This is a genomic window from Persicitalea jodogahamensis (assembly GCF_014651615.1).
In the GTDB taxonomy this organism is placed as follows: domain Bacteria; phylum Bacteroidota; class Bacteroidia; order Cytophagales; family Spirosomataceae; genus Persicitalea; species Persicitalea jodogahamensis.
This window is the reverse complement of the sequence record NZ_BMXF01000001.1, coordinates 1,758,370-1,771,862: the sequence shown is the minus strand read 5'-3', so window position 1 is coordinate 1,771,862 and position 13,493 is coordinate 1,758,370. Positions and strand designations below refer to the sequence as shown.

Here is a 13,493-nt window from a genome sequence, read left to right as displayed (position 1 = left end):
AGGAACAGGCAACCTTACCCGCCAGGAACGTTTAAAACTATACGTCGAAAGGCCTTACTCCACCACCTCCATCAAGTAAAACTCGTACGGCTCGAATACAAGGTACTCATCATCGCTCCCGACGTCATGGTACTTTTCCTGCCAAAGATCGTACAGTTTCACCGGTACTTCACCGTGTTCCTTGAAAGCATACCAGGTCAGATAGGCACTATCCTGACTGTAATTGAACAGGCAATACAACTTTTTCTCTTCGCTGTATCGCAAAAATCCCGCGATGTGAATGTTGCGTCCCGGCAGCCACGTGATATTGCCAAAGTCGGCCACGACAGGCAGATTTTTACGGATTGAAAGTAGTTTCCGGATACCCGAAAAGACCCGGTTCTCAAGCGTACCGGATTTCTTGACCAGGGCATTCTTTTTCCAGTCGATAATCGGGCGGTGCATCCAGCGGTTGTCGTAGCTCTTTCCCGGATCATCCTGGTAAGAATAGTCGTTGAGGTACGCGGCTTCATCACCGTAAAAAAGCATCGGCAATCCACCAAAGAAAAAGCTGCTGCCCTGCATCATCAGGATTTTCCGGATGGAAATTTCCACCTGTGCATCGTCGTTTTCCTCTATCGCTTTTTCCAGTCCGCAAAGCGAGGCCAGCGTGCCGCTGATGCGGGCGTCCTGCGTTTTTTCGTTGACCGAAAACAGCGCGCCACGCGCGGGGGAGCCGGGGAACTGACCGGCGTAGTATTCCTTTAAGTACTGCCGGTGCGGGTAAGGGTCGTAGCCCCCTTGCTGAATCATGTAATCGTCATAACCAAGGCCGATGTCGTCGTGGCAACGCGTGTAATTTATCCAGGAAGTACCAATGGGCTTTCGGGCCAGTACGGGCTGAGCGGCCCGCATTACGGAGGTCTGGCCGGTAGCGAGGGCATCCCACCGCAGGGCCATTTGGGTGGCATTGTAGGCAAAGTCACACTCTTCGGCCTGGTAGCGCCCCTCGCCGAAGTACTTCATGATGGCCGCCGGAGCCACGATGGCCTCTCCCAGCAGGGCCATACCGGGAGCAGCTATCTCCACGCATTTTTTAATCAGCTGCAGAATCGTGTGCGCCTGCGGAAGGTTCTGGCAGCTGGTGCCGAGCTGCTTCCACAGGAAAGCCGGAGCGTCGATGCGTAGCACGTCCACGCCCAGATTGGCCGAAAAAAGGACATTGTCGAGCATCTCGACCAGCACCCGCGGATTGGAATAATTGAGGTCCCACTGGTAGTTGTGAAAAACCGTCATGACCCATTTCTTGCATTCGGGCACCCAGGTGAAGTTGCCCGGCGCGGCTTCGGGAAACACCTCCGGCATACTCTGCTCATACTGCTCGGGCAAAGTGCTGTATTCGAAAAAGTAGAAGTAATCCTGATAGGCTTTGTCGCCAGCCTTTGCTTTTTCGGCCCAAGCGTGGCGGTGCGAGGTATGGTTCAGCACGATGTCCAGCATGAGATACATCCCCCGCTTACCGAGGGAACTCTGCACTTTCCTCAGGTCCTGAATCGTACCGAATTTTTCGTCCACTTTCCGGAAGTCAGATACGGCGTATCCGCCATCGCTCTCGCCCTCCGGACTGGCAAAAATGGGCATCAGGTGCAGAAGGTTCACGCCAAGATCATTCAGGTAGTCGAGCTTACCGGGCAGGTTTTTCAACTTGCCGCAAAAGCGATCGACGTACAAACTCATACCCGCCAGCTCATTGCTCAGAAACCAGTTTTCGGCCTTGCTTTCATCCCGCTTTTTCAAGGATTCCGCTCTCGACTGATGTACCGAAATCAGCACTTCGATCAGCTTCTTGAAATTCTCCTCATAGGCCGGATGTTCGGCGTACAACTGAGAATACAGGTCATGAATATCGACGATTCGTAACGCCAGGCTGGTGTAAAAGCCGGCGTCGGTGCCGGCTATATCCAGTTTCTTGGTACTGGCAAGATTCAGGAGTAATGAGGTGATTTCTTTTTTATTCATTGTTATTCGCTATTACGAGGTGTGATGCTTTTTGGCTCGCAGTGCCTTCCGAAGCCAAGTCTGAAATGCATTTTCATGATCGACCTTCTCAGTCGGTTTCTTTCCGCAAGCGATCAATGAAGACCGATGACAACATAAGTATATGGATTGTTGCCCCGAGAATCAGGACATGGGATATTTTTTCGTACTCGTTTTCCAAAATCCATGAGCAGGCCAGGATCACACCCGCCCAGATAAGGGAGCTGATGATGATAATACCTCCCTGAATGAATTTCTGTTTTCTTGCATTGTCCATTTTACGCTCCAAGCTTGTGTGAGAAAGGGCACTTCAAAAAATGGAAAATATCCGCGCGGGCATGAGTCCGGGGTACTTCCGTGTCCATTCCATCTAAATTTACGACCATAGGAAGCCTTTGATACCTGACCCGGAGTCAATGTCCTCCCCCACCCCCAAAGGCCACATCTTCCGTTACCGCACTTTTGTTGATCTTGATAAACAAAACCGAAAACGCCGCCAGAATCAGCAACACACCTGCTAATTTGATGGCATTGACGGGGCTGTCGCCCAGCCATGCTTTGTAGTAAAGCGGCATTGTGAAGGTCTCCAAAAGCATCGGAATCACGATAAACATATTAAAAATACCCATGTAAATCCCCGTCCGCTCGGGCGGAATGCTGCCCGCGAGCATAATATAGGGATTGCCCATCATGCTGGCCCACGAAAAGCCCATTCCGACCATCGGAATCAGCAGCAGGTACTTGTCATGCAGATGCGGCAGCGCCAGCAGCCCCATACCCGCCAGAAACATGCAGATACCGTGCAGGTACTTGGGGCCGTAGCGGTTGGCCAGCCGGGCCAGGCCGAAAGCAGAAAAAAAGGCTACGGCATTGTAGAACGCGCCCATCGGCCCCACCCATATTTCGGCCTGCCGGAAGGCGGTACTGCCGGAATCAATGGTACCGAAAAGGGTTTGGGACACGCATTTGGCAATGTACTGCCAGTAAATGAACATGGCGTACCAGCTGAAGAGCATCATGGGAGCCATGCGCTTCATAGTCACCGGCATCTCACGAATGGCATCGAAAATTTCGGCAAAAGTGGAGCCGACGCCGGAAGGGGTGGCGCGAATTTTGGCCTTTTCTTCCTCGGTCAGCGGGATCTCCTTGGTAGTTTTCAGCGTCCAGAGGATGGAGCCGATCGACACCACGCTGCCGATTAAAAAAGCCAGTAAAGTCGATGTAGGAATGCGGCCTACTTTTCCGGCTTCGGAAATGGCAAAAACGTTGATGAGCAGAAATGGCGTCAGGTACGAGAGTGTCTGGCCAAGGCCGGTGAAGGCACTTTGAGTAAGGAAACCGATCGAGTGCTGGGTTTTGGCGAGCTTATCGCTGACAAAGGCGCGATAAGGCTCCTGCGTTACGTTGTTGGCCGCATCGAGTATCCATAAAATGCTCGCCGCCATCCACACTGAGCTGCTGAACGGCATCGCCAGCAGCGACACGCTGCACAACAGCGCACCGATCAGAAAATAGGGCGTACGGCGCCCCCAGCGGGTGATGGTCTTGTCGCTCATGGCGCCGATAATCGGCTGCACGATCAGGCCCGTCATCGGCCCGGCAAGCCAGAGTAGCGGCAGGGTACTTTCATCAGCCCCGAGGTAAGAGTAAATCGGGCTCATATTGGCCTGTTGCAGCCCAAAGCTGTACTGCAGGCCGAAGAAGCCGAAATTCATATTTATGATCTGGCCAAAACTGAGGTGGGGTTTCTTCAACGTCATTGAAAATGTGTTTTTATTCAAATGTAATTGGATTTTTTAAAAAGAAGTACGTTTTCAAGTATCTCAATCCCGAAATTCGCCGACACAAAAGCAGCAGTTGTCGATTTTCAAAAGTCGAATCACCAATTACCCCTACCTTGGCCTTATGCCGCTTTTCCGTCGACCGACACTTCTCTTCCACGCCCTGGGTTGGCTCATTTTTTTGAGTCTGCCCGTGCTGTTCGTCAATCGCGGCCAGGGAAGGGACTTCCTCTTCCCCTTGCTGACGTCGTGGCAATTCTGGCTTTTTTTGCTGGTTTTTGCCCTGATCTTTTACCTTCATTTCTACCTCTTCATTCCGAAGCTTTTCTTCCGCCGGCAATTCCTGGCTTACGGGCTGGTGTTCGGGGCGGGGCTGTTACTGGTGAGCTGGCAGCAGCCGTTTGATCGGCTGATTATGCGCCACGAAAGTACCGACAGACCGTTTGGGCCGCCGCCCGGGCTAAACGAGCGGCCGGAGCGCTTCGACCGATCGGATCGCCCCGCTCCGCCGCCGACTCGACGCGACTCTGGGCGTGAGTCGCTGCTGGATATCGTCAGCATCATGCTGTACCTGATGATATGGGCCATAGGGCTGGCCATTGCCATCGCACAACGGTCGCGCCAATCTGAGCAGCGGGCCACGCAGGCCGAGGCCGACAAAGCCCGAGCCGAATTGTCATCACTGAAAGCCCAGATCAATCCGCATTTTCTGTTCAATACGCTCAACACAATTTATACCCTGGCGCGGCTCAATCACCCGGCCTGCACGGAGAGTATCATGAAGCTTTCCAACATCATGCGCTATGTGTCGGACGAAGTGCGGGAAGACTTCGTCCTGCTTGAAGACGAAGTCGCGTGCCTGCGCCATTACATCGAGTTGCAGGAACTCCGGCTGAGTAAGAAAACGACGGTAAAATTTGAGACGTCGGGCGATTTGGCGCATCAGCAAATTCCGCCGCTGATTTTGATGACGCTGGTCGAGAATATCTTCAAGCACGGGGTGAGCAATCGTGAGGCGTCGGTAATCGAGATAAAAGTGGTTGCCGAAACGGGAAAGGTACTTTTCTATTCAAAAAACCGAATATTCCAGAACACACCCGAATCCGGCAGGACGGGCATCGGACTGGATAATGTCCGCAAGCGGCTGGAACACATTTATCCTGACCGGCATCTATTGAGGATTGATGACGATGAACGATTTTTTATCGTGAATCTTGAAGTAAACACGTGAAGCACGGGTATGACCTGGTGTGTATTTTTGATTATTAAATAAATAACTACCCATTATCAACTCTCCACTAGCAATCAAATGCGTCGCCATCGACGACGAGCCCTGGGCCCTGGAACTCATCCGGCAATACGTCGACGAATTTACCGAACTGGAATTGCTCGCCACTTTCGATGACGCCATTGAAGGCGCGGCATTTTTACAGGAAAATAAGGTGGACGCCCTCTTTTTGGATATCAACATGCCCGACCTGACGGGCCTGGAACTGGCATCACAACTCGTGGAACCGCCAATGGTGATCTTCACGACGGCTCACAAGAAATTCGCCCTCGAGGGCTTTGAGCTCAACGCTTTGGACTACCTGCTGAAACCAATTGACCTTGAACGATTCCGCCGTACGGTCCAGAAGATCAAAGAGTATCACCAGTTCAGGAATCCGGATTCCGAAGCCAAACCAACGAGCCTGTACGTCCGTTCGGAGTACCGCCTCGTGAGAGTAGCATTAGGCGACATTGTGTATATCGAAGGCCTGTCGGATTACATCAAGATTCATCTGAAGTCATCGCCTCATCCGCTGCTGACCCTGATGACACTGAAGGGCATTCTGGACGAGTTGCCGGAGAGTGTCTTCCGCCGTATTCACCGCAGCTATATCGTAGCCATCGATCAGGTACAATCCATCCAGAATCGCAAAGTTCAAATGTCCAATGGCATCGAACTGCCGATCAGTCAGTCGTATGGAGATTTCGTGGAGGTTTGGGGAAAAAGTTAAGAGCAGGATCGACGGATAAAAGGCCAAACGGCCTTTTCTGATTTCACTTTCGCCCCGTTTGCCAAACACCCAAGAACCGTGACGACGGACCGCGACCCACCCTAAACGTTCTATCGTTGGTCCGAGCCCTGCTTTTCACCGATACATTCCTGCCGCCCGCCGAGAAGTAAAATGTGTGCCGCAACATCGCGCCACATTTGGCGTACTAACTACCAAACGGAGCATTCAAAATTTACAGACTTCTATGAAACGTATTGATTTTTTGAAAAAAGCGGGCGTTAGCCTGTTTAGTGCAGGAGTACTCGCTGCCTGTACTAAAGATTCTCTCGAAGCAGCCGCTACGCCCGGCACGACAACCAACCCTGACGGAACTACCACCAGCGGAAGCACCAATACTTCCTGCAGTACTACGCCCTCTGAAACTGCCGGACCTTTCCCAACCAAATCACCGGCCAGTCTGGTGATTAAAGATATCCGCTCTGACCGCACAGGTGTGCCGTTGGCGGTGCTGATCACCATCCAAAACAAGAACAAAAGTTGCGCAGGCCTGGCGGGAGCCGTGGTGGACGTCTGGCACTGCGACAAGGACGGCTATTATTCGGAATACGGCGGAACGGGGATGCAGCAGGCCAATTTCCAGTCGGTCCATTTCCTGCGCGGGCGGCAGACGACCAACGCCGACGGTCTGGCAGCTTTCACGACGATTTTTCCCGGCTGGTACTCGGGCCGTGCTCCACACATTCACGTGCACATTTACGATTCCGGCGGCAAGTCTTTGCTGGTCACACAGATCGCCTTCCCAACCGATATCTGTGACCACGTGTACACCACGGCTACCAGTTTTTATACCCGGGGCAAGCAGGACACGTCCAATGCCCGTGACAATGTTTTTTCGGACTCCATTGCCCTGGAAATGCCGACGGTGTCGGGCAGCATCGCTGACGGCTACACGCTGGCGCACAATATCGTAGTGAACGTTTAATCCGATGAAGCACCTCCCAGTATCCGAAACTGTACCTGCTACTGAAGCCCGGATTTTTCCGGCAACCAGGCGGGCAGGCGCGCAGACGCCCTATTCTTTACAGTTCCAGACGAACATAACGAACACGTTTTCAGGTAGTGATACCCTGCAAAAAATCAGCGACGACACCCTGCGGGCAGGAATCGAACTGTCGATGCTGGCTGACACTGATTCTGTGGTGGTACTTCTGCCCTACATTGGGGACTTGCAAGTGACAAACCAGGACCAAACCGTGCGAACGCTGCTCGAAGGTCAGGTGTTCACTTGGCCGGTAGCCCAAGGGGGTAGTTACCATCTCAGGAACACTTACCAAGAGGAGGCAATTAATTTCTTTCAGATTGTATTTTCTGATCCCTTTCCCAAAACGGTTCATTGCAACCCGACAGAATACCATCCCGCATTAGCCGGGACAGTGATTATGGAGGAGCGCCCCAATGAAATGCTTTCAATTTTTGAGAAAGGCCAGAAAATCTCGATCGGGAAATACGACGGGCGCGCCGAAGGAATTTTTCAAGTGCAAAACCCCGCTCAAGGGGTTTTTGCCTTTATCATTGAAGGCGCTTTTGAAGTACAAAACCGACTTCTCGAAGCCCGCGACGGACTGGTACTACAGAATGTGAATGAAGTGGAATTCGAGGCTCTCTCCCAGGATGCCGTCCTGGTATTGATTGAATTATAGCGCCTGTGTCCTTTTCCAAAGGCTCGGAAAGGCGGGAATTTAGCTGGCCGGTTCTTGGAAAATCAATAATACCGTTGTACGTTTGTGATGTGGCTCTCGCCGGGCCACATTCTTTTTGGAAGCTTACTCTACTAAATTACTATACTAAATAGACTTTTGGAAACTCCCTCCTTTGTTACGTCTGTTCAGGAAAATACGGGTAAAGCAGCCTGGCAGCCCCTAAATGCCGTAAAGATCGCCACTGGTGACCCTACGGAGGATCGCCGACTGGCCGTTTTGGCGCGACAGCAAGGTTACGCTGTTTTCCTGCCTGACCTGCCTGAGGAGTCAGACGCGGTCTTTGCCAATACCATTTACAAATCGGCCGCAGATAAGGAAATTTTAATTGAGACAAAGAATAGTACAAATTCTCTATCAGCCTTCAAAAAAGTTTCCAGCCGTCTTTCGGAAGTAGTGCTTCGCCAGCGCAGCCGTACTGAAATCGCGGTCAACATTTTTTCGGCCCTGGCCCTGATGGTGATCGGCCATCTTGTTTTCAGCTACGCCAGTCTGGACCGGCTGGGCCTGGTCTGGTCCAGTTTGCTGGAAGACGAAGACTTTTTTTACTATCTCATGGGAGGCTTCATTGCCCAAATGATCGACGGCGCACTGGGGATGGCTTACGGCGTTACGGCTACCACTTTCCTCCTGACTCTGGGCGTACCGCCTTCGGTAGCGAGCGCGAGCGTTCACTCGTCGGAAATTTTCACCAGCGGCGTATCGGGCTATATGCACCTGAAATTCGGCAACGTGAACAGCAAGTTATTCAAAACACTGCTGATTCCCGGTGTCATCGGGGCCATCCTTGGCGCCTACGTACTCACCTCTCTTGAAGAATATGTATTTATTATCAAGCCGATTGTCGCAGTCTACACCCTGATTCTGGGCGTATTAATCGTCAAAAAAGCACTGAAAAAGCGGATCGAGAAGCGGCCTTTCAATAAGATCGGCTGGCTGGCCATGCTGGGAGGTTCAATGGACGCCATCGGCGGCGGTGGTTGGGGGCCCATCGTTTCCTCTACGCTCATTGCCCGGGGGCGTCACCCAAAATACACCATTGGCTCGGTGAACCTTACTGAGTTTTTTGTATCGCTGGCCAGCTCAGTGACTTTCATTACCCTGATTGGATTTTCACACTGGCAGGTGATTGTCGGCCTGATTCTGGGAGGTATGGTGGCAGCACCTATTGCGGCCAATCTGTCGCGCCGCTTACCTATCAAGACGATGATGATTCTGGTCGGAATTGTGGTAATTGTGGTAAGTTTGAGAATTATTTATACGGTTATTCTCAATTATTATTGATCTATAAAGTGAAGAAGCAAACTAAAGCCATCCGTACCCAGACGCCGCAAACGCATTTCCGGGAGCATTCGACGCCCTTATTTCTGACCAGCAGCTTTACTTTTGAAACTGCCGAGCAGGGAAAAGCGCTCTTCGACGAAACCGAGCAGGGTAATCTGTACAGCCGCTTTTCCAATCCGACCGTGCAGGAGTTTGTGGATAAAGTGTGTATGCTGGAAGACTGCGAGGACGGTGTCGCTACCGCCACGGGCATGGCCGCAGTGTTTGCCAGCTTCGCCGCCATCCTACAGGCAGGCGACCACATCATCGCCAGCCGCGCGTTGTTTGGCTCGGCGCACCAGATCATCACCCAGATACTGAGCAAATGGAACATCACCCACACCTACCTCGATGCTTCGGCTCCCGAGGAAGATTGGGAGGCGGCAGTCCTGCCGAACACCAAAATGGTGTACGTAGAAACTCCTTCAAATCCCGGTCTGGAACTGGTCGATATGGCGATGATTGGCCGGCTTTGTAAGAAGCACGGTCTGATTTTCAATGTGGACAACTGTTTTGCTACCTCAGCTTTGCAGAATCCTGCCGAATTCGGCGCGCATTTGGTGGTACATTCGGCCACAAAGTTTATGGATGGGCAAGGTCGTGTGCTGGGCGGTGTCGTGGTAGGTACCAAGGAGCACATCAAGCCTTTGCGTTTTTTCTGTCGGCAAACGGGCCCGTCCATGTCGCCCTTCAATGCCTGGGTACTTTCCAAAAGTCTGGAAACGCTTGACCTGCGCATGGAAAAGCATTGCGCCAACGCGCTGGAACTGGCCGAAGCGCTGGAAAAACTACCTGAAATCAAACAGGTAAACTACCCTTTCCTGTCGTCGCATGCACAGCACGAATTGGCCAAACAGCAAATGAGTGCGGGAGGCGCCATTGTCACTATTGATCTGGAAGGAGGCTTCGAGCGGGTTTGTGCCTTTATGAAGGCCTTGCAGATCCCATCGTTATCTTCCAATCTGGGCGATACACGCACCATCGTGACCAACCCCTACACGACAACCCACTCCAAGTTGAAACCGGAAGAAAAAGAGAATCTTGGAATTACCGAAGGGTTGATCCGTATTTCGGTGGGGCTGGAAGCAGTAGAGGATCTGATCGAGGATTTCACACAGGCAGCGCAGGTAAGCGCTGAAATGTTAGTAAGTCAATGAACCGACGGCTGGCCCACATCGCCCTGGTTGTTAACGATTACGATGAAGCCATTGAGTTTTATACAAAAAAACTCAATTTTTCCTTAGTGGAAGACACCAGATTGAGTGAGACAAAACGGTGGGTTTTGGTATCACCAGGCGGCACGGACAGTTGTAATCTATTACTGGCCCAGGCTGCCGATGACGAGCAGAAGAGCCGGGTGGGGAATCAGACAGGCGGACGGGTTTTTCTGTTTTTACACACCGATGATTTTGCACGAGAGTATCAGAATTTAGTGAAGCAGGATATTAAAATCATCAGAAAACCCAGCGAAGAAGAATACGGCACAGTAGCCGTTTTCGAAGATTTGTACGGAAACTTATGGGATTTGATTGAGCCTAAAAAAATGACAGAACGATGATATGGAACGCTGATCATACAACCGATTCACTCCTTAAACTAGTCGCTGGCAGGTCTGAGGTGGAAGCCTTGCGCCTGCTCACCGAACTTTTCCCCGGACAGGTGGCCTTTTCCAGCAGCCTGGGCTACGAGGATCAGGTCATAACGGATATGATCCTTGAAAATGATTTGCCCATTCGGATATTTACGCTGGATACGGGGCGGTTGTTTGAAGAAACCTACAAAACTTTGCAGCGCACCAACCGCCGCTATGATACGAAACTGGAAGTGGTATTTCCGCAACACGAAGCAGTTGAAGAACTGTTGAGCAAGAAAGGCCCTTACAGTTTTTATGATTCCGTCGAAAACCGGAAGGAATGCTGCTTTATTCGCAAAGTGGAGCCGCTCAACCGCGCTTTGAAAGGAGTCAAAATCTGGGTGACGGGTATCCGTGCCGAGCAGTCGGGCAATCGACAGGAGATGCAGTCAATCGAGCGCGACGATGCGCACGATTTGTTCAAGTTCCATCCATTGCTTTTGTGGAGTTTCGGTAAAGTACAAGAATACGTAAAAGAACAGGATGTCCCTTACAATTTGCTACACGACAAAGGGTTTGTAAGCATCGGCTGTGCACCCTGCACCCGGGCGATTCAACCCGGCGAGGATTTTCGCGCCGGCCGCTGGTGGTGGGAAGATGAAAGCAAGAAAGAATGCGGCCTTCATGCCAAGTAATTTGTCGGCTTTCAGGGAAGGCCCCAAAGTTGAAAACATAAAAGTGAAACAGTAATGACGTCAAAAATCGAACTCGACTATCTAGACCAATTGGAGGCGGAAGCGATCTATATCATGCGCGAAGTAGCCGGACAATTTGAAAGGCCTGCACTCCTGTTTTCCGGTGGAAAGGATTCCATAACATTGGTGCGTTTGGCGCAAAAAGCTTTTGCCCCGGCCAAAATTCCTTTCACGCTGGTACACGTGGACACGGGCCACAATTTCGAGGAAGCTATTAAGTACCGGGATCAATTGGTGGAAAAAATCGGTGCCAAGCTCGTGGTCCGTTACGTGGAAGACACCATCAAGGCGAAAGGCTTGCAGGAGCCAACGGGTAAGAACGCCAGCCGCAACTGGCTGCAGACTTTTACCCTGCTGGATACGATCGAAGAATTTGAGTTCGATGCCTGCATTGGCGGGGCGCGGCGCGACGAAGAGAAAGCCCGTGCCAAGGAGCGCATATTTTCGTTTCGTGACGAGTTCGGGCAGTGGGACCCCAAGCGGCAACGGCCTGAGCTGTGGAATTTGTTCAACGGACGGATTCACAAGGGCGAGAACGTCCGTGTGTTCCCGATTTCCAACTGGACGGAGCTCGACGTCTGGTCCTACATCCGGCGTGAGAATATCGCGTTGCCCAGCATCTACTTCGCTCACGACCGCGAGTGCATTCTGCGCGATGGCCGACTACTGAATAACACGCCCGTTATCCAGCCCGACGCCAACGACCAGATCGTAACGCGGCGCGTTCGCTTCCGCACGGTGGGCGACATGACCTGCACTGCTGCCGTTGAGTCCGACGCCGCCACACTCGACGAAGTAGTGGCCGAAATCACGATTTCCCGCATCAGCGAACGCGGCGAAACCCGCATCGACGACCAGCAAACCGAGGCCGCAATGGAAGACCGAAAGAAGGGTGGTTATTTCTAATTTATTTGATAATGGATAGTTGAGAGTTGATGGTGACGCTTGCCGCACATTACTCATGCACTCCTTTGACACATAAACTCATAAACTTACTTTGGACCTACTACGATTTATTACTGCCGGTTCTGTGGACGATGGCAAAAGCACGCTGATTGGCCGGCTGTTGTTCGATACCAAAAATATCCTGGCCGACCAGATGGAAGCCATCGAAAAAGCCAGTAAAAGCCGCAATGATGGCGAAATCGATCTGGCTTTGCTCACCGACGGACTGCGTTCCGAGCGGGAACAGGGAATCACCATTGATGTCGCTTACAAATATTTCCAGACGCCGAAGCGGAAGTTCATCAGCATTGATGCACCGGGGCACATCCAGTATACCCGCAACATGGTGACGGGTGCGTCCAACGCCGATTTGGCCATTATTTTGGTCGACGCGCGGCAGGGCGTGGCGGAGCAGACGCGACGCCACTCGCTCATTGCCTCCATGCTGGGCATCCCGCATGTGGTGGTAGCCGTGAATAAGATGGATCTGGTGGACTACTCGGAAGACCGTTTTCTGGAAATTGCGCAATCCTATCAGGAATTGGCTAAAAAGTTACAGATCAAAGATTTAACCATCGTTCCTGTGAGTGCGTTGAACGGTGATAACGTAGCCGAGGCATCCCCTAACATGACCTGGTACACGGGCGAAACGATGCTTTCGGTCCTGGAAAAAGTCAACGTGCTCAGCGATCAGAATCTGACCGACGGACGTTTTTCGGTCCAGTACGTAGTTCGCCCCCAGACGGACGAATACCATGACTACCGGGGCTATGCCGGGCGGATTCAGAGTGGCACGTTTCGCAAGGGCGACCGCATCACGGTCTACCCTTCGGAACTGACTTCGTCGATTGAGAAAATCGAGTTGGGGGGAAAGGAAGTCGAAGAAGCTTTCGCCTCGCAATCGGTGACCGTGCTGCTGAGTAGTGATATTGACATCAGTCGGGGTGATTTGATAGTTACCTCGGATAATGCACAACCTATCCTGAGCCAGGATTTGGAAACGCTGATTTGCTGGATGGATGACCGCAAGGAATTGAAAGTGGGGAGCAAATTCAACCTCCAGCACGGAACCAGCCGCACCCGTTGTTCCGTTCGGAGCATAGAGTACCGCGTGGACATCAATACGTACGAAAAAATTGAGGAGGTTGAAGGCCTGAAACTTAATGATGTAGCCCGTGTGGTGCTGCGTACCGCCAGCCCCATCGCCTATGACCCCTATCTCAAAAACCGCGCTAACGGCGCCGCCATTCTGATCGATGAAACCTCCAATGTGACGGTTGGAGCGTGTATGGTCGAGTAAATAAACCGACTGAATTCAGAACTGAAAACCAACTTTTGACATT

Annotated in this window: 13 protein-coding genes; 10 read left to right on the top strand and 3 right to left on the bottom strand. The window is 51.9% G+C overall.

Annotation, left to right across the window (positions count from 1 at the left end; genetic code table 11):
- Window positions 1-54 precede the first annotated feature (54 nt).
- The 3 genes from IE117_RS07285 to IE117_RS07275 form a co-directional block, all read right to left on the bottom strand.
- A complete protein-coding gene (locus IE117_RS07285; RefSeq protein WP_189563640.1) occupies window positions 55-1,998 on the bottom strand; it encodes an alpha-amylase family protein in 1,944 nt (647 codons plus the stop codon).
- Between the two features lie 88 nt (window positions 1,999-2,086).
- Window positions 2,087-2,293, bottom strand: a complete 207-nt coding sequence (locus tag IE117_RS07280; RefSeq protein WP_189563639.1) for a hypothetical protein — start codon at window positions 2,291-2,293, stop codon at window positions 2,087-2,089.
- 136 nt (window positions 2,294-2,429) lie between these two features.
- Window positions 2,430-3,776: an MFS transporter gene (locus IE117_RS07275; protein ID WP_189563638.1), complete on the bottom strand. Its 1,347-nt coding sequence runs from the start codon at window positions 3,774-3,776 to the stop codon at window positions 2,430-2,432.
- 145 nt (window positions 3,777-3,921) lie between these two features.
- Between IE117_RS07275 and IE117_RS07270 the strand changes: the two genes are divergently transcribed.
- The 10 genes from IE117_RS07270 to IE117_RS07225 all read left to right on the top strand — a co-directional run bounded on the left by IE117_RS07270 (window position 3,922) and on the right by IE117_RS07225 (window position 13,450).
- Window positions 3,922-5,028 carry a sensor histidine kinase gene (locus tag IE117_RS07270; RefSeq protein ID WP_189563637.1) on the top strand — a complete coding sequence of 369 codons (1,107 nt, stop codon included), beginning with the start codon at window positions 3,922-3,924 and terminating at the stop codon, window positions 5,026-5,028.
- Window positions 5,029-5,080: 52 nt separating this feature from the next.
- The gene (locus IE117_RS07265; protein WP_308439280.1) at window positions 5,081-5,797 is read left to right on the top strand and encodes a LytR/AlgR family response regulator transcription factor; all 717 of its coding nucleotides are present in this window, start codon (window positions 5,081-5,083) and stop codon (window positions 5,795-5,797) included.
- Between the two features lie 244 nt (window positions 5,798-6,041).
- A complete protein-coding gene (locus IE117_RS07260) occupies window positions 6,042-6,779 on the top strand; it encodes a dioxygenase family protein (RefSeq protein WP_189563636.1) in 738 nt (245 codons plus the stop codon).
- 4 nt (window positions 6,780-6,783) lie between these two features.
- Window positions 6,784-7,497, top strand: a complete 714-nt coding sequence (locus IE117_RS07255) for a pirin family protein (protein ID WP_189563635.1) — start codon at window positions 6,784-6,786, stop codon at window positions 7,495-7,497.
- A 156-nt stretch (window positions 7,498-7,653) separates the two neighbouring features.
- Window positions 7,654-8,838, top strand: a complete 1,185-nt coding sequence (locus tag IE117_RS07250; protein ID WP_308439269.1) for a sulfite exporter TauE/SafE family protein — start codon at window positions 7,654-7,656, stop codon at window positions 8,836-8,838.
- Between the two features lie 8 nt (window positions 8,839-8,846).
- On the top strand, window positions 8,847-10,034 hold the full coding sequence (locus IE117_RS07245; protein ID WP_189563634.1) for a trans-sulfuration enzyme family protein: 1,188 nt from the start codon (window positions 8,847-8,849) through the stop codon (window positions 10,032-10,034).
- Window positions 10,031-10,435: a VOC family protein gene (locus IE117_RS07240; RefSeq protein ID WP_189563633.1), complete on the top strand. Its 405-nt coding sequence runs from the start codon at window positions 10,031-10,033 to the stop codon at window positions 10,433-10,435. Before IE117_RS07245 ends, IE117_RS07240 begins: the two co-directional genes overlap by 4 nt.
- Complete coding sequence (locus IE117_RS07235) at window positions 10,432-11,145, top strand: phosphoadenylyl-sulfate reductase (RefSeq protein WP_189563632.1); 714 nt, start codon at window positions 10,432-10,434, stop codon at window positions 11,143-11,145. Before IE117_RS07240 ends, IE117_RS07235 begins: the two co-directional genes overlap by 4 nt.
- Window positions 11,146-11,199: 54 nt before the next feature.
- Window positions 11,200-12,111, top strand: a complete 912-nt coding sequence (gene cysD, locus IE117_RS07230; protein WP_189563631.1) for a sulfate adenylyltransferase subunit CysD — start codon at window positions 11,200-11,202, stop codon at window positions 12,109-12,111.
- 91 nt (window positions 12,112-12,202) lie between these two features.
- Complete coding sequence (locus tag IE117_RS07225) at window positions 12,203-13,450, top strand: sulfate adenylyltransferase subunit 1 (RefSeq protein WP_189563630.1); 1,248 nt, start codon at window positions 12,203-12,205, stop codon at window positions 13,448-13,450.
- Window positions 13,451-13,493: the final 43 nt, after the last annotated feature.

Bases quoted from the DNA above. Each gene is read 5' to 3' on its own strand.
- IE117_RS07285 (WP_189563640.1), bottom strand. From the start codon at position 1,998: ATGAATAAAAAAGAAATCACCTCATTACTCCTGAATCTTGCCAGTACC.
- IE117_RS07280 (WP_189563639.1), bottom strand. From the start codon at position 2,293: ATGGACAATGCAAGAAAACAGAAATTCATTCAGGGAGGTATTATCATC.
- IE117_RS07275 (WP_189563638.1), bottom strand. From the start codon at position 3,776: ATGACGTTGAAGAAACCCCACCTCAGTTTTGGCCAGATCATAAATATG.
- IE117_RS07270 (WP_189563637.1), top strand. From the start codon at position 3,922: ATGCCGCTTTTCCGTCGACCGACACTTCTCTTCCACGCCCTGGGTTGG.
- IE117_RS07260 (WP_189563636.1), top strand. From the start codon at position 6,042: ATGAAACGTATTGATTTTTTGAAAAAAGCGGGCGTTAGCCTGTTTAGT.
- IE117_RS07255 (WP_189563635.1), top strand. From the start codon at position 6,784: ATGAAGCACCTCCCAGTATCCGAAACTGTACCTGCTACTGAAGCCCGG.
- IE117_RS07240 (WP_189563633.1), top strand. From the start codon at position 10,031: ATGAACCGACGGCTGGCCCACATCGCCCTGGTTGTTAACGATTACGAT.
- IE117_RS07235 (WP_189563632.1), top strand. From the start codon at position 10,432: ATGATATGGAACGCTGATCATACAACCGATTCACTCCTTAAACTAGTC.
- cysD (WP_189563631.1), top strand. From the start codon at position 11,200: ATGACGTCAAAAATCGAACTCGACTATCTAGACCAATTGGAGGCGGAA.